This window comes from Peptoclostridium litorale DSM 5388 (assembly GCF_900141635.1).
GTDB classification, from domain to species: domain Bacteria; phylum Bacillota; class Clostridia; order Peptostreptococcales; family Peptostreptococcaceae; genus Peptoclostridium; species Peptoclostridium litorale.
Genome location: NZ_FSRH01000010.1, coordinates 71,622 through 88,902, shown reverse-complemented (window position 1 = coordinate 88,902; position 17,281 = coordinate 71,622). Strand labels below are relative to the sequence as shown.

Genomic DNA, 17,281 nt, shown 5'->3' with positions numbered 1-17,281 from the left:
AAGAAGTATGAATGTAAAAAAAGAAATACGTATTAAGAAAACTAATTCAGTAGCATATCGAAATGTGCTAATTCTTCTTTTTTCGCTGCTGCCTTTTTTTATAGGAATTATATTTTCTATTCATAAGGGCGGGGATATGGAGTATTTTGGAGCAGCAATCAATATATCGGGCTCCCAGAGAATGAGAACCATGCTAATAGCAAATTATGCACAGCAGATTGAAGATGCATATCAAACTGAAGATGAAAAGCATCTGAATGAAGCCAAAGCAGTTTTGAGCAGAGAACTTCAGATATATGAGGAATACATGGATGCACTTTATAACGGATCGGAAGAATTGGATCTCATGCAAAATGATTTTCCAAAAATTAAAGAGCAGATTGAGAGCTATGAGGATCAGTACAAAAGGTATGATCGAAATGCAAAGCAAGTTATTGAAGATCCCACACGGGCGGATCTGGTTGATGAGATAGTTCTAAACGCCCTTGATCTCAAGAATAATATCCATGAAGTTGTCGAACTGTATCAGCAGCAATATGATGAAGATCTAGGATATTTAAGGGTAATTGATTTCAGTATGATTATTGTTGCAGTATTGGTTACAATATTGGGATTGTTTTTGACACGTTCAATCAAGAAACATGAATACTTTGCGAACTTCGATCACTTAACGGGACTTCTCACACGTTATAATTTGTATGAGAACACGAAAAACAAGAATGCAGACGATCATGCGCTGTTTTTCATAGACCTCAATAAATTCAAATACATCAACGATACATTTGGACATGCAATCGGAGATGAGATACTGATTGAAGTGGCAAATCGCCTGATTGAAGTATTCGGCAGGGAACAGGTCTATCGTTTTGGCGGTGATGAATTTGTGGTAATACTTCAGCCAACAGAATATGATTCAGATGATTTTCTGGACAGCTATGTCAGGACTCTTAAGAATCGTATTGCAATTCCTATTATTGATGCACATAATAGAGCACATTTTGTAGGTATGTCGGTTGGAGCGGTTAACAGGCACATGGGTCTTGGCAATTGGGACAGTCTTATACGATTTGCAGATGGCTTGATGTACGATGCAAAAAGCATTGCTGGTCACGTTATCATCTGCAATACAGCAGGGGAAGCAAAAGAGCGCATGAATATAGTAGAAGAGGTTGAGGAAGCACTGCTTGAAGACGTATTGGTGAATGATGATACCGTTGATACTCTCAAAAACCTGTCCGATATGGGTTATACATTAGCAGTAGATAATTTTACCGTCGACATCTCTTTGAAGGAGTCTGTGAAATATAAAAACATTAAAGTTGTAAAACTGGGCAAGCCGATTATTGATTCACTGATGATTGACAGTATTCGCGTAAAATGCTAAAAGAGTTTATAAATATGCTGGTTTCATTGAATCACTAAGCCCTAATGGCGGAAAAAGAGTCGATACTATGTAGCATAAATCGATATTATACTGAGTGTAATGATTATGTATGTAAAGACTATGCGTTGGAGTGGCAATGCCGATATAGCAGTAAACAATAAGAAATAGAGGGTTCAAATGGATATGTGAAAATCCGTTTGAACCCTTTTTAGTTGGTTAAAAGCGAGCATAAATTTTATTTCAACGTTTATGTGTAAAATATGCCATAGATTTATTACAGGAGCGAGATTGACAGTTTCTGTCGGCGGGTATGCTATGAATAGGCGGAGATAACCGGTTTTACTATGATTTAGACTTTTGCATGGTCAATGATACTATACGGTGAACCGTACATTTGGAGAACCCGTTTTTGCGAACAAAAATTGACATTATTGGAGGTTACGATTATGAAAAGAGTTTTTTGTCTAACCACATTATTATTATCTGTATTGCTACTGGTTTCATGCAACAGTGGATCAAGAGAAAACGCATCCGAAGATGTGGACGTTATTTCCAAGGCGACTGAAAATCGATTCAGCGAGCTGGAGATACGGGATTACAAGGGGACCAAACTGGATCCTTCCGCTGGACTGAGAGATAATTCGATTAAAGGTATTCAGACGGTCGATATCAACAGTTATATTTTGAAAGTATCAGGCCTTGTGAAATCAACAGTTTCACTGTCATATGACGACGTACTTTCTCTCGCTGCCTATGAAAAACTGATCACTTTGCATTGCGTCGAGGGGTGGGATGCGACAGTGCTATGGAAAGGCGCTATGTTAAAAGATATAATTGATCTTGCCGGAGCAGATGAAAAGGCTGACACTGTCATTTTCCACTGTATTGACGGCTATACAACCTCGATTCCGTTGCAGGATATCATAGACAAAAAGATGATCCTTGCCTATTCATCAAACAGGATCACATTGCCGCCGTCATTGGGATATCCCTTCATCGTAGTCGCAGAAGATAAGCTTGGCTATAAGTGGGCCAGGTGGGTAATTGAAATTGAACTATCGGACAATTCCAAATATAAAGGTTACTGGGAGAGCAGAGGCTACGATAACGAAGCGGATGTGCCGGATTCAGAAAAAAAATAATAAGAGGGTCGAGAACTACCTATGAAGATAAAGAAGAGTTGAATAAGAGCATAGAGCTAATTGCTCAGACAATTCAAGAAACAAACTGGCAGTTTTAAAAATAAATTCTATTGATAGGAGGCTGACAAGAGAGCTGTGGGATGGAATTGCAAGATCGCTGCTTGTTGAGATCGCTTCGGAGACCGCAAAAAAAGCAATCGGTTTATAGAAAGATAGGGACTTCAATGGAAACAAGTTTAAAGGGAACAAATAGTATAATGTCCCCGCTTGTCAAGACACGAAAATCGATCTCTTAAGATAAATCCTCCTTCCGTGTTTTGATATGCTATACAGCGACTTTTTTTGTTGAATGAAAGAGCTCACTAGGAGTTTTGTTATTAAGACCTTGGTGTTCTCGTTCATAGTTATAGCGTTCCATATAAGCATTAGTCATCTTGAATGCCAGTCGATAATTGCCACCATATAGACAAACCCTGTAGGTGTTCCGATGTAAGTGATGTCAATTGCCCATACTTGATTAGGTCGGTTTATGTTGAGATTTCTGAGTAGATATGGATAGGTTTTAGCCTTCTTATCACGCTTGCACCATATTTATTGGCGATTTCAATTAGAGTGCTTTCTTCACGAAGCACTTCAAGTACAATTCTAGATTTTTCTTCTGGGGTCCAGTTTTTTAGTTTTTTAGTTTTTTAGTCATACTTTTAGTTTATCTTATTTTTTCGATTTTGTGTCCAACTACCTGAGGACATTATATCTCTTTGAAATTTAAACATTGACAACCTGTTTATGTCTGATTAAACTTATATCATCTTGTAATAATTAATTGCAATTGGGCATATAGTAGAGGGTGAAAAATGAAGACATTGAAGACTTTGGAAGGTATTTCTGATGGAAAAATCTATGACATCAAAGATATGGTAAAAGCAGATGCCGGTGGCTGTGAAGGCTGCAGCGCATGTTGTCATGGCGTTGGAGATTTGGTCGTACTGAATCCGTTTGATGTTTATGAAATCGCGAGCTATTTAAACGTATCATTTGACGAACTGCTTGAAGACAAGATTGAGCTTCGATTGAATGACAAAATCATTTTGCCGCATTTAAAAATGCATGGAGAGTCTGAACGTTGTGGCTTCTTAAATGAAGAAGACAGATGCTACGTACATGCTCACAGGCCGAATATTTGCCGCTTGTTCCCTCTTGGAAGAGTGTATGAAGAAGATGATTTCAAATATTTCTTGCAAGTCGGAGCCTGTCTAAAAAACAAGCTGAAAAAAGTCAAAGTGAAAAAATGGATCGGCATTAAAAATCATCAGGAAAACAAGGCGTTTATTCTTGCCTGGCATAATTTTATAAAAGCGCTTAGCTTTCGTATTAAGTTTATAAGAGAAGAGCAAGAGCTTAGTGAAATCAATGAATACCTGCTGAACATGTTTTATAGAATGACGTTAAAAGAGGGGGAGGATTTTTATACAGCTTTTTTTGCCAGACTTCCCGAAGCTAAAGCAAAGCTTGGCATAATTTAAAAATTTGAAAACTCCCGAATTGGGAGTTTTTAGTTTTTGCAAAAGTATGAGTACCTGCGTATAAGCAGGCATAGATCCGGTTATAAAGCATAATTTCAGATGAAGGATCATACTCAGGGAAACATAGGAAATGGGAAAAGAATAATCATGTTAGATGGCAGGAGAAACAATGTTTTCGTGGGCAAGGCCGTATTTAGAGATACATAAAGATGTCAGGAGAGATTATACGGGTAAATATAATCAGTATAGGGATTTGGTCAAGCTGGGTTGCCATGAAGAAAAAGAAAATTGCAGAACATCAATAGAAGGAATCGGCATAGGGGATACAGGAATTTTCAATGTTCCCAGCATAAATTCAACTGCAAAGTTTAAGGAATAAATAAAAAACAGGGGGAGATTAGAATGTATGACTTATCATTTTCCGAAACATCATCTGTTCCAGCAATGAAAAACGAACTAAAGGAAAAATCGCTATCCGGCAGCAAAACCCTCGGAACTTTTTTAGAAATGGGAGGCGCCGGCACAGTAGAGTGCCTGTCAAGAGGCGGCTTTGACTATTTGATAATAGATACGGAGCACGGTCCTTTTTCAGTGGAAACAGCTGCAGATTGCATAAGGGTTGCGGAATATGGGGGAATTACACCTCTTGTTCGAATTTGTGAAATAACCAGGTCGAGCGTTTTGCGCATGCTGGATGTGGGAGCCAAGGGTCTTGTCGTTCCCAACATACACACTGTGGATCAGGTGAAGGAGCTTGTGCGTCTTGCGAAATTTGCGCCTCTCGGACAAAGGGGGTTTTGCCCCACAAGGGTGAGCTGCTGGGGAGAGGATTCATGGGCTGCTGACGCGAATTCATATACCAAGCGCTGTAACTATGAAACATTAATACTTCCACAATGCGAAACAGCACAGGCGTATGAAAATATAGACGAAATACTGGCTGTGGAAGGAGTTGACGGCATATTCGTTGGTCCGTGCGATTTATCCATAGCTCTTGGGGTGCCTTTTGAATTTGACTCTCCAAAACTTAAGGATGCTATACTTCACATACTCGATGCATGTAAAAGGGCCAACAAACTTTCATTTATATTTGCAGGCAGTCCGGAAGCTGCACGCGAATGGTTCTCTTTAGGATTTGACAGCGTGACATACAGCCTCGATGCGTCCATATTTGTGAAGGCCTGCAGAAAAGCAGTTTCTGAATGTAAAAATTTATAGCAGATTGTAATATGAAAATAAGAAGAGCAAACCTTATAACTAAAGTTCATGCCGATGCAATTGTCAATGCGGCAAATTCATCCTTGCTTGGCGGGGGAGGGGTTGACGGGGCAATACATCGGGCCGCAGGGCCAGAGCTTCTTGCAGAGTGCCGCACCATTGGAGGTTGTGAAGTCGGCAAAGCAAAGATAACAAAAGGCTACAGGCTGCCTGCAAATTATGTAATCCACACTGTCGGACCGGTATGGAATGACGGCAAAAGCGATGAGGAAAAGCTGCTGGCCGACTGCTACAGGAATTCGCTTGCATTAGCGAAAGAATATGAACTAGAGAGTATTGCATTCCCGCTGATTTCCTCGGGGGCATTTAGATGTCCAAAGGATAAGGCATTGAAGATCGCAATTTCGGTTATAGGAGATTTTCTGCTACGCAATGAAATGACTATTTTTCTTGTTGTATACGACAGGGCGGCATTTATGCTGTCAGAGAAGCTTTTTTCATCCATTGCGCAATATAATATATTGATGATAAGTACATAGAAGAACAGCCTTATAATTATAATGCCAGATTAGAAGAAAGAGATAAGATAATCAAGGCCTATCAGGAAGAGTATAGGGTATTTCCGAGGGAAGCGCCTGCACCTGCAAAAAAATCCAAACGAAGCCTTGACGATGTAGTAAGTCAATTGGACGAAAGCTTCTCGCAGAGACTACTGAGACTTATCGACGAAAAGGATATGACAGATGTGGAGACATATAAAAAAGCAAATATAGACCGAAAGCTTTTTTCAAAGATACGCAATGATATAAATTATAAGCCGAGCAAGTCCACTGTAATTGCATTTGCCATAGCACTCAGGCTGAATCTTGATGAAACCAAAGATTTGCTGCTTAAGGCCGGATTTGCCCTTTCGCACAGCAGTAAATTCGACATTATCATAGAGTACTTCATCGAGGATGGAAACTACAATATCTTCGAGATAAACTCAGTATGAAATGACAACCATGCTGCCTGTAACACAGGGATCTTCGTACAACAAATGCACATTCTGTTCCATATATAAAGGCACAAAATACTGCAAAGTCCCATTTTCCGAGATAGAAACTCACTTGCTGAACTGAATATCCAACTAAGTTTATTTTTGCTTTCATCGAAAAATAGCTCTATCGTTTTTTTCAGGAGTGATTTGGATTCGGGACTCATATTTTTGAAGGTTTTTATCATAGCGTCGGTAGCATTTAGCTTTTCATCCGACAATTCACAAGTATTATGATGGGCCAATAGACTGTCAGCCTTATTCTACAGATGCAAAGATACCTCTTTCAAGAGGTGTGCTGGCCAACACAATAGGTACGATTATAGGTGATGGGGCGCACACAAGAGAAGAATGGATAGATATATCCATTTTCATTATAAACAATTTTATGATAATAGATATAAACTGTGATTTAGAAAATGTTACATATGGCATCACATACGCCTTAATTACAGAAGCGGCACAGGGGTAAGAGGATTAAGCTGTGTCGTCGAAGTTGAAAACAGAAAAATATTCATTGATCCAGGGATTGCTTTGGGGATTCTCAGAAATGGCCTTATGCCTCATCCTGTTCAAGTGGGAGTGGGACGAATCATAAGAAATAGAATACTAGAGGAATTGGAAGATTCCACAGATGTTGTCATAAGCCATTTTCATGGAGACCACACGCCACTGTACGATGCGAATCCATACCAGCTGTCGGTAGATCAAGTGAGGCAAATCCCGTCAAATTACAAAATATGGGCTAACAAATGCGATGAATTAAATGAAAAACTTAAAAAAAGAGAAGAGGGGCTTATTTTAGGTTTAAATAAAAATATTTATGAAGCCAAGGGCCAGGCCGATGCTTTTCTGTCATTTTTAAAGCCGGTGCCACATGGCGAAAAGGGCACACGGCATGGCAATGTTACAATGACAAAGATATCGGACTGTAAAAACGTATTTTTGCATGCCTCGGATATTCAATTTCTGGATGAAGATACAATAGACGATATATTAGAATGCAAGCCGGACATAGTTTTAGCCAGCGGCCCTCCAATATATTTGGAAGAGTATATGAAGGGCAGAACGGAAAAAGCCTGGAACAATGCGTTGAAGCTGGCAAAAGGGGTTAAGACATTGATTCTCGATCACCACTTGCTTCGATGTGGGGAGGGTCTTGACTGGCTTACTAAGCTTTCGGCATCATCCGGGAATGAAGTGATATGTGCGGCAGATTTCATGAAATTTGAAAGACATATGCTGGAAGCCTGGAGGGCCAAATTGTATGAAGATATGCTCGTGTCGGCTGAATGGCATCAGCTGTACGCAGAGAATAAAGCAAATGCTGATGAGTATTTAAATATTGCTAGAGAAAGATATGAGTGGTTTAGATACTGATGGAGATTAAGACGTATATGCACATATAGCCTTTTTCCACTCCATGAGATATGGGAGAGATTACTGGATGTAAGCTTTGTGGGCGATGTCAGAGCGGGCGAGATCACTTTGCCTGTAAAAGACACAAGGGATAAATACGCGCATTCATAATTGATTATGGAAGCTATTTCATTCCCAACTTATCCAACACTATGCCTGGAAGATCATCTCTATTTTCCAAGTTTAGCTCAATCACTTCAATCTCATTTGATTTTTTGAATTCATCAATCCAGGGAAAACTACGGTAGCATATTGTTCCGATTACTATTTCCTTTATTGCAGTTGTCTTGCCTCTTCCTGGCTTTGCGGTTATGAATATTTTATTTTTCATATATTTTACCCTCCTTGATATAATGTGCGCTGGTGCAGCCAATACGTCCCTTAGTCTTGGTCCATATAATTTACAATAGAATATCTCTAAATCTCTTTGTAAAATATTTTTTTGGTTTGGAATATTTTGATTTGTCGTTGTCCATGGCAGCCTCCAGTATAAGCAGTTTTAGTTTATGTAATATATAAAATAACCACATATCATGTGCCTAAACATAGTTTGGAGAATGTATGAAAATTAATTGTAATGTGATAATAAAAATGGAAAAAATAAAAAGTTAAAACCATAAAAAGCTCGTTTGAATTGTTAAAGCCCTTTATTATTTTGGCTTTTTGGGTAGAAAATATGTAAAAATACTTGGAAAAATTAATTGAAAGGTAGAATTTGTAATTTTGGATTGGTAATTTATGTGGAGATAGGGTTGACTGCAGGGTTTGGGTTTATCAGGGCAAGGAATACACTGTGTCTCCAAAGTGGTTTTATCGAATATGGGAGGTGAACCATGAAAAGAGATTTAAGACGGGACAGGTTTTTGGTGTTTGGGGCAATGTCCGCCTTTGTCATATTGGCGATGCTGGCTATACTTATAGTACAGTATTTGATTAGTCAAAAGCCGGATTCTAGGCCAACATACTGGCCAACCCAAAGCTGGAAAAGCAGCACACCAGAGGAGCATGGGATTGATTCATCAAAGCTGGCGGAAGGGCTACGGATTATACGCGAAAGGGAGGTTGATATTCACAGCCTGCTTATAATACGCAATGGCATGGTGGTGGTTGACGCTTCGTTTTATCCATATGACGGCAAGACAGTCCATGATTTGGCCTCGGTGACCAAGAGCATTACGACCACACTGATAGGAATTGCCGCAGACCAAGGCAAGTTGGATATGGACCAGCCGATGGTGTCGTTTTTTCCAGAGTACACCATAGCCAACCTCGATGATCGCAAAAAAAGCATAACAGTACGGCATCTGGCCAGCATGTCCTCAGGGCTGGAATCCATGGGGCTTGAAGGCGACGAGGGGACACTCAGGAATATGCAGGAAAGTGAAGACTGGGTGCAGTTTGCACTTGATCGCAAGGTGGTAAGCCAGCCTGGAACCACCTTTGTATATGACAGCCCTGGAATGCACCTGCTCTCAGCCATACTGCAAAAAGCAACGGGCATGGCTGCGCTTGAGTTCGCCAGGCAGAACCTGTTTGAGCCACTTGGAATTCAAGACGTCATATGGCCTGCTGACCCGCAGGGATTCAACCACGGCTGGGGAGATCTATATCTGCACCCACATGATGTAGCAAAGATCGGCTACCTGTGGCTTAATAGGGGTGTGTGGGAAGAAAGGCAGATAGTATCGCGAGAATGGGTTGAAAGTTCAGTGAATACGCAAATAAAGACTGGAATGGACGACGATTACGGATATGGATGGTGGACAATGTCAGGTATTGCAGGCAGTGAATTCGCCGCAATAGGGCGTGGCGGCCAGCGGATACAAGTGATTCCGGCATTAGGTATCATAGTGGTGACTACGGGCGGAGGATTTGATATAGATGAGATTATGCCTTTATTGGTTCCGTCTCTGGTTGACCCGACTAAGCCTTTGCCTGCAAATCCTGAGGGAATGGAAAAACTCAAAGAAACACTGGCGCAAATACTTAAGCCCCCAGCTACAAAGCAGGTTGAGCCTCTTCCTGATATGGCAAAAGTAATTTCGGGCAAGACATATGTGCTAGATAGCAATCGGCTTGAGCTGAAGACACTTCGCCTTGACTTCAATGAATCTGCAGAGGCCGTACTGCACATTGCATTTACAGGCGAGCGCCCAAGCCCGCCGCAGCTTGTAGGCCTGGACGGCGTATATCGCATGTCCCAGGGCGAATACGATCTTCCTAAAGGGGCACGGGGCTACTGGGAAGAGGATGGGACATTTATACTCGAGTATGATGAGATAGCCGCCAATAACCACTTCACTTTCCAGTTGGTTTTCCAGGACGATAAATTAACAATAAAAGGACTGGAAACCGCACATGAGCTCGGTATTACAATCGAGGGACGGCTGCAAAATCAATGATATAAGGGTTAATTCATTTGGTCATGTCCAATATTCATAGATATCCATTTTCATCACTTGAAAATTTGAAGCATCGGATACTCATTTTTCAAGTGTTCAACATCATCGGCTTCTTTCAAGCGCCTGTATTTGTGGGCAATCTCATTAGCATGCAGGATGACGCTACATTGTCTATAAACTCCATTAGTCAAGGAAATTTTGATCTGATAATTAGAGTATACAAATAAAAATAATGAGATTTTCTGATATTAACTTTGACGTTAGTTTTAGAAAAGATAAAGCAGTCAAAGCTGCACATATTGAAAACATAAGGGCCAACAGGTCAGAGCCATCCATTCGGATGGCTTTTTTACGATATATTGGATTATCTATGGCGAAACACAAAAAACTCAAGCCGAATTCAATGAACCATATGGACTTTACATGTTAAAATGTTGTTAAGAACAATTAAAAGGATATGATGAAATTATGAAAAGATTTGTAGTCGGCATACTGGCCCATGTAGATGCGGGGAAAACGACTTTATCAGAAAGTATGCTGTATTTAAGCGGTAAAATTCGCCATATGGGGCGTGTAGATAATAAAGATGCATATTTGGATACATATGAACTTGAAAGGTCCAGAGGGATTACGATTTTTTCCAAACAGGCTGTTATGAACTTCGATGATACTGAGGTGACTTTGCTTGATACACCAGGGCATGTGGATTTTTCTGCAGAAATGGAAAGAACACTACAGGTGCTGGATTACGCAATTCTTGTGATAAGCGGAGCAGACGGTGTACAAAGCCATACGCGAACTGTGTGGGAGCTTTTGAAGATATACAATATACCTACGTTCATTTTTGTAAACAAGATGGACCAGAAGGGAACAGACCGGGAATCGGTTTTGGCATCCTTGCAAAAGGAGCTTGGAGATGGATGCATTGCTTTTGACACGGATAACACTGACGAACGTTTAGAGCAACTGGCGCTTTGCGATGAATATGTCATGGAAAGCTACATTGAGCATGGGGATATTGACCAGTCGGATATTCTGTCTATGATAGAAAACAGAAAGACGTTCCCTGTCTACTTCGGTTCCGCATTGCGCCAAATCGGCAAAGAAACATTCGTAAAGGGATTTTTGAATCATACGAGGCCTAAGGCGTATCCGGATGGCTTTGGAGCAAAAGTATTCAAAATTACGAGGGATGCTCAGGGGAATCGCTTGACGCACCTGAAGATAACCGGAGGCGTTTTAAAAGTGAAGGATATCATAAAGACGCATGGCGCAGAAGAAAAAATAAACCAGATTAGAATTTATTCTGGAGAAAAATACCTCACGGAAAGCGTCATTGAAGCGGGTGCGATCTGTGCTGTTGCAGGTCTTACGAAAACCAAGCCCGGGGACGGCATTGGTATAGAAGAGGAATCCAATCCTCCGCGTCTTGAGCCCGTTCTGGCATATCAGGTGATATTGCCGGAAGGTGTTGATGCAAGACAAATGCTGCCAAGGCTTAGGGAGATTGAAGAAGAGGAGCCGGAGCTACGCATCATTTGGAATGAAGTGCTGCAGGAAATCAACATTCAAGTCATGGGAACTGTACAGCTCGAAATACTGGAGTCACTCATAATGGATAGGTTTGGCGTAAAAGTGTCATTTGGCCATGGTGAAGTCGTGTATAAAGAGACCATCATGAATACCTGCGAAGGCGTAGGGCATTTCGAGCCGCTAAGGCATTATGCGGAGGTGCATTTGCTGCTTGAACCTGGCGAAAGGGGCAGCGGCATTCGATTTGAAAGCAATTGCAGTGAAGACATATTAGACAGAAGCTGGCAGCGTCTGGTGCTGACCCATCTCCATGAGAAGCCACACAAAGGCGTTCTGACCGGATCGCATATAACGGACATAAGAGTAACTCTGGTGACGGGGCGCGCTCACAACAAGCATACCGCAGGAGGAGATTTTAGAGAGGCGACATTTAGAGCGCTTCGCCAGGGGCTTAAGGAAGCTGAGTCAGTGCTGCTCGAGCCACATTACCAGTTCAGGCTGGTTCTGCCTGAAAACATGGTCGGACGGGCTATGACCGACATCGGCAATATGGAGGGGAATTGTGCAATCGAGAGCACCGATGGTGAACTGACTGTACTTACGGGTGACGCTTCAGTGTCGGCTATGCGCAATTATCAGCAGGAAGTAAGCGCCTATACAAAAGGGGAAGGGAGACTATTTGTGGCGATCAAAGGTTATGACAGATGCCATAATGCGGAGGAAGTCATTCAGCGTATTGGATATGATTCTGAACAGGATGTGGAAAACCCGACTGGGTCTGTGTTCTGCTCAAAGGGTTCAGGCTTCCTGGTGCCTTGGGATGAAGTGAAAGAGCATATGCATGTCGAAAGCGTATTAAAGCCCTTAAAAGAGGCGGGAGCTGAAATGAACGAGCGGGGACATGTTGCTTTTGAAGAGGAATTTATCAGTTTGGAAGAAATTGATGAAATCATATCCAGCACATATTTTGCAAATCAAGGGAAGAAAAACGTCTGGAAGAAGCGGGGGAGTGCAAAAGAAAGCTATTACGCATCCCTTAGTTACAAGGGAACTTCTGCGAGCAATACGACTGCTGAGGAATATCTCCTCGTCGATGGATACAATATAATTCACGCCTGGCCGGAACTTGAGGGGATTGCGAAGGAAAGCATGGAGGCCGCGCGCCTGAAGCTTATGGACAGACTCAGCAATTATCAGCCTATGCTTAACTGTCACATCATGGTTGTATTTGATGCTTACCGCGTTAAGGGGCGAAGTGAATCTGTGGAAGAGCACAATAACATTTGCGTGGTATTCACGGGAGAAGCGCAAACTGCCGATCAGTTTATTGAAAAATTCGCCCACACCCATAAAAAGGATTATCGAATTACAGTGGCAACGTCTGACGGTATGGAGCAAATCATCATCAGGGGTGCGGGAGCGCATATTTTGTCTGCAAGAGATTTGCTGGATGCTGTTTATGCTGAGGAAGAGAAGCTCAGCATAGATCATCTAGAGACAAAAAAAGCGCGTCTGCTTAAGCTGGAGGATATGTTATCGGAAGAAGACAAGGAAAAGCTGAAAAAAGGATATGCTCACCAATAATACGGTTTTAATACGATTGATTCTTGGTAGAATGGTATTTGACATCGGTTCAACCATACAAATGTCTACACTATCGATACTAAATATAGGATATTAATAGCCTTCAATTGTATAATATGAGGTATAATTAATTGATAGCCAGATATTAACCTTGTAAATATAGCAATAGAAGGAGAAAAATATGAACTGGAATAAATTGAAACAGCAGCTAGAGAGTTTTCTTAGTCCGGTACTCGCGGGCCGGGTGGAATACCGGGCATCGGGATACCGTTATTCACCTGATAAATCGGTGCAGTGTTATATCGTTGTAGATAAAAAAGAAGTATTTAATATGAAAGATGATACAACAATGATTCGGTGGTATCAAACGGAACAAGAGATTAAGAATGATACAAGTTTAGAATTGATGGTAACATCCGATGATATTGAAAGGGTTAGGAAGGAGTCAGGTGACAAGATTCCTGATGAGCGGATTTCTGTTATTGCGAAGAACCGTAAGATCGCACAGTATTCAAAAGAATTAATCAACGCCCAAACTCAATTGTGCAAAACTGACTTCCAAAAAGCGGCTTCTGTTTTTTTATCTGAGCCAATTGAGAGAAGTCTTGAGAGTGATGATATTCTTTTAAATGTTCTGGCTCTAGTGGATAGGAGAGTAGGGAAGAAACGATTATTGGCCATGGAAGAAGAAATGCATATGAAACACCCGGTGGTAAGATATTTTTATGATCTGAGACGAAGAGCTTAATGCAATTGTACGTGAATGAATAGCGTTTAAAGAACCAATAAGACAATTAAATCTTATTGGTTCTTTGTATGATGGATTGAACAAGATTATTTACGGTGAACCCTACGCCTGCGTGAATATAATTCAGCCGAGCACCACGGTTTATTATTGGCTGTTTGGGGTATTTATAGAATGTGTGAGATATGTTTATTTTACTGTGAATTGATATTAACAAGTGCTGTTTTGTCCTTATCTTATCGAATCAAACTCGAAATGTGGGAGAAGCAAACTTATTGAAAAATAAGTACATAAAATTATGTGTCTAAATTATCAAGTGATATCAGGCATGCCTAACTACCATATTTCGTGGTAGTTTTTGTGTTTTTGGCAGAGACATGAGGGGGAATCATTAGGGTATAATAATGACCAATATAGTATGAGGAGGTGTACTTGTGTATAAAAAGAGAGTTAACATGAGGGTACTGGCAGTGCTGTTGCTTGGAATTATAATGATTCTGGGAATAGGACTGAGAACCGTAGTGAATTTTATTACCGATTTTCAGTGGTTTGGCAAGAATGAATTTTTGAATACATTTCTTGTCAAGATACTGACAGAACTGGGCATACTCCTGCCATTTTGGATTTTGGCGGGTTTTGGCCTGAATATTTATATCAAGAGGCTAAAGAAAAAGTACTACAGTCAGGCGCATATCGCCTATGACAAAGAAGCTGACAAGAGAATACGTCAAAGCATAGGAATCTTTTCAGCCTTGTCCGGTGGCGTAATGGCATGGGTGATAGCTGACTCGATATGGCTGAAGCTGCGTATGTTTTTGAATGCCACTGCGTTCGACAGTGTGGACCCCATATTCGGCAAGAATATCGATTTTTACTTGTTCAAACTGCCACTTTACCAGCAGGTGCTTAGCATTGGTATAATCGTGACTATAGTTATCATTGCCATAACAGTGGGATTTTTCTTTGTTATGCGCACACTGATGCCGCCTTCAGAAGGTAGCATATACCACATGAATGAATTCCCCAAGAGTCCTAAATTGATATCTTTATCCTCCATACCTAAAAATGAGCTGTTTATATCCGCTTTGAGAAAAATTGCCTTTCTGGGCATGATCATATTCTTGCTGGTCAGCGCCAAGTATTTCCTGAGGGCATTTGAACTTATGTACTCCACTGAGGGGGTAGCATACGGCGCCAGCTATACGGACATTCATGTGACATTGATAGCCTACAGGGTGGCCGCGGTTATTTCGCTCGTATCGGCATTTGTATTTGCATTCGGCCTGTTGAAGGGAAAATTCAAGCTGGCGGCATCGGGACCGTTTTTGCTTATTGCTGCCAACGTCATATTCGCCATAGCAGGGCTTGTGGTGCAGCAGCTCATTGTTGAACCGGATGAAATAGGCAAGGAAAGGGAGTATCTCGTTTACAACATCGAGCATACCCAGGACGCATTCGCTCTGGATGATGTCACAGTCAGCGAGTTTCCGGTGGAGCAAAATCTAGTCAGGCAGGACCTTATAGACAATGCCGACACCGTAGGAAATATCCGTATCAACGATGCTCGTCCCTTGAAGGAAACCTATAACCAGATTCAAGGCATAAGACTTTACTATTTGTTTAATGACATCGACCTTGACAGGTATGTCATTGACGGCGACTATACGCAAGTTTTCATTTCACCAAGGGAAATGGATCAGGACAAGCTGCCTGACCAGGCCAAGACGTGGATCAACATGCACTTGAAATATACTCATGGCTACGGCGTTGTCATGTCGCCGGTCAACGCAGTTACTGAAGAAGGGCAGCCCCAGCTGATATTCAAGAACGTTCCGCCTATAACTACCACTGACTTGATTATCAAGCGCCCTGAACTGTACTTCGGTGAAATGGCTGACAGATATGTGATTATAAATACCGACGAACCTGAATTCGACTATCCTTATGGCTCTGATAACGTGACCTCGAGATATGAGGGAAGTGCGGGAATAGAGCTGGGGGGCATAAACAAGCTACTCTTTGCATACAGGGAAAGAAGCATGAAGCTTCTGGTTTCGGGCATAGTCAACAGCGACAGCAGGATCATCCTCTACAGGAACATTAAGGACAGGGTGAATAGAATCGCCCCATTCCTCGAGTATGACAGCAATCCATATCTGGTTCTCAACCAGGAGGACGGGAAACTATACTGGATAATTGACGCCTATACAACCAGCAAGTACTATCCATACTCCCAGCCTTTTGAGCTCAACCGCAAAGATGTGAATTACATGAGAAACTCCGTGAAAGTTGTCATAGACGCCTATGAGGGAACTACGAAGTTTTATGTTTTCGACGAGGATGACCCGGTAGTCCAGACATATGACAAAATTTTCGCTGACCTGTTTACATCCAAGAGTGAACTTACACCCGGCCTATCGGAGCACATCAGGTATCCCCAGGATTATTTTGACATTCAATCCGAGGTATACAGAGCTTACCACGTAGACAATCCCGTTGTCTTCTATAACGGCGAGGACATTTGGGACATAGCCAACGAGAAATACATGAATGGGGTCCAAAGGATAGAGTCCAATTATGTAATGTTCAAGTTGCCGGACTCGCAAAGCAAGGAATTCGCGCTCATACTTCCGTACACTCCAAGGGAAAAAGCGAACATGACCTCACTTCTGGTGGCCCGCAGTGACGGGGAGAAATACGGCCAGCTGTACATGTACAAATTCCCCAAGGACAAGACCATTCAAGGTCCGCTTATGATAGAATCGCGCATCGACCAGGATTCGGTCATTTCGCCCCAGTTTACCCTTTGGGGCCAGAGAGGGTCCGCGGTGCTTCGCGGCAATTTGATTGTCGTGCCGATTGAAAATTCGCTTATATACGTTGAGCCTATATACCTTAAGGCGGACAACCCCAAGAGCCTACCTGAGATGAAGCGTGTTATAGTAGCATATGAAAACAAAATTGTTATGGAAGAGACGCTGGACAAAGCGCTATCACGCATATTCGGAGGAGATGAAATCGAAAAGCCTTCCGAAACGATTCCTATTGAAGGGGAAGTCGAACAGGAAGTTCAAAGGCTGCTGGGTGAAATTAATAGACTATTCAATGAGAACAAGGACAATATGGACGAAATCGAAAAATTAATCGATCAACTCAACCAGTTGTTGGAGAACCAGGATAAAGACGGTAAATCCATGGAAACACCTGTTGAGGTACCAGCTGAAGAGGTTATTGAATAATATCGCACAAATGTCAAGTTGGCGATTGTAAATAAAAGGATTGAAGAGTAGGATAA

Annotated in this window: 13 protein-coding genes and 1 pseudogene; 12 read left to right on the top strand and 2 right to left on the bottom strand. The window is 41.6% G+C overall.

Annotated features, from left to right (window positions below; genetic code table 11):
- Nucleotides 1-7 precede the first annotated feature (7 nt).
- Together BUQ87_RS10240 and BUQ87_RS10235 are read left to right on the top strand one after the other, a co-directional pair.
- Nucleotides 8-1,384, top strand: a complete 1,377-nt coding sequence (locus tag BUQ87_RS10240) for a GGDEF domain-containing protein (protein WP_052636032.1) — start codon at nucleotides 8-10, stop codon at nucleotides 1,382-1,384.
- Between the two features lie 446 nt (nucleotides 1,385-1,830).
- Nucleotides 1,831-2,526 (top strand): molybdopterin-dependent oxidoreductase, encoded by a 696-nt coding sequence (locus tag BUQ87_RS10235; protein ID WP_038263704.1) that lies wholly within the window; start codon nucleotides 1,831-1,833, stop codon nucleotides 2,524-2,526.
- A 432-nt stretch (nucleotides 2,527-2,958) separates the two neighbouring features.
- Here the strand turns inward: BUQ87_RS10235 and BUQ87_RS15070 are convergent.
- Nucleotides 2,959-3,090: pseudogene (locus BUQ87_RS15070) on the bottom strand (IS3 family transposase); the annotation flags it as partial.
- Between the two features lie 290 nt (nucleotides 3,091-3,380).
- Here BUQ87_RS15070 and BUQ87_RS10230 point away from each other — a divergent pair.
- The 6 genes from BUQ87_RS10230 (at nucleotide 3,381) to BUQ87_RS10210 (ending at nucleotide 7,683) form a co-directional block, all read left to right on the top strand.
- Nucleotides 3,381-4,049, top strand: a complete 669-nt coding sequence (locus tag BUQ87_RS10230; RefSeq protein ID WP_038263707.1) for a YkgJ family cysteine cluster protein — start codon at nucleotides 3,381-3,383, stop codon at nucleotides 4,047-4,049.
- 154 nt (nucleotides 4,050-4,203) lie between these two features.
- The gene (locus BUQ87_RS10225; protein ID WP_159434321.1) at nucleotides 4,204-4,428 is read left to right on the top strand and encodes a hypothetical protein; all 225 of its coding nucleotides are present in this window, start codon (nucleotides 4,204-4,206) and stop codon (nucleotides 4,426-4,428) included.
- 23 nt (nucleotides 4,429-4,451) lie between these two features.
- Nucleotides 4,452-5,267 (top strand): HpcH/HpaI aldolase family protein, encoded by an 816-nt coding sequence (locus tag BUQ87_RS10220; protein ID WP_200774460.1) that lies wholly within the window; start codon nucleotides 4,452-4,454, stop codon nucleotides 5,265-5,267.
- 11 nt (nucleotides 5,268-5,278) lie between these two features.
- Entirely contained in the window at nucleotides 5,279-5,806 is a 528-nt protein-coding gene (locus tag BUQ87_RS15915; RefSeq protein ID WP_330391331.1) for a macro domain-containing protein, read from the top strand.
- A gap of 146 nt (nucleotides 5,807-5,952) precedes the next feature.
- A complete protein-coding gene (locus BUQ87_RS15910; RefSeq protein ID WP_330391330.1) occupies nucleotides 5,953-6,261 on the top strand; it encodes a hypothetical protein in 309 nt (102 codons plus the stop codon).
- Between the two features lie 576 nt (nucleotides 6,262-6,837).
- Entirely contained in the window at nucleotides 6,838-7,683 is an 846-nt protein-coding gene (locus tag BUQ87_RS10210) for an MBL fold metallo-hydrolase (RefSeq protein WP_152548144.1), read from the top strand.
- A 163-nt stretch (nucleotides 7,684-7,846) separates the two neighbouring features.
- Here the strand turns inward: BUQ87_RS10210 and BUQ87_RS10205 are convergent, their stop codons facing one another.
- Complete coding sequence (locus BUQ87_RS10205) at nucleotides 7,847-8,053, bottom strand: P-loop NTPase family protein (RefSeq protein ID WP_038263713.1); 207 nt, start codon at nucleotides 8,051-8,053, stop codon at nucleotides 7,847-7,849.
- A gap of 502 nt (nucleotides 8,054-8,555) precedes the next feature.
- On the opposite strand from BUQ87_RS10205, the gene BUQ87_RS15585 reads away from it, so the two are divergent.
- From BUQ87_RS15585 to BUQ87_RS10185, 4 genes are all read left to right on the top strand, one after another.
- Nucleotides 8,556-10,124 (top strand): serine hydrolase domain-containing protein, encoded by a 1,569-nt coding sequence (locus BUQ87_RS15585; protein WP_052636034.1) that lies wholly within the window; start codon nucleotides 8,556-8,558, stop codon nucleotides 10,122-10,124.
- A 468-nt stretch (nucleotides 10,125-10,592) separates the two neighbouring features.
- A complete protein-coding gene (locus BUQ87_RS10195; protein WP_038263716.1) occupies nucleotides 10,593-13,241 on the top strand; it encodes a translation factor GTPase family protein in 2,649 nt (882 codons plus the stop codon).
- A gap of 181 nt (nucleotides 13,242-13,422) precedes the next feature.
- Nucleotides 13,423-13,989: an SF0329 family protein gene (locus tag BUQ87_RS10190; RefSeq protein ID WP_038263719.1), complete on the top strand. Its 567-nt coding sequence runs from the start codon at nucleotides 13,423-13,425 to the stop codon at nucleotides 13,987-13,989.
- Between the two features lie 431 nt (nucleotides 13,990-14,420).
- Nucleotides 14,421-17,225: a UPF0182 family membrane protein gene (locus BUQ87_RS10185; RefSeq protein ID WP_143182455.1), complete on the top strand. Its 2,805-nt coding sequence runs from the start codon at nucleotides 14,421-14,423 to the stop codon at nucleotides 17,223-17,225.
- Nucleotides 17,226-17,281 lie beyond the last annotated feature (56 nt).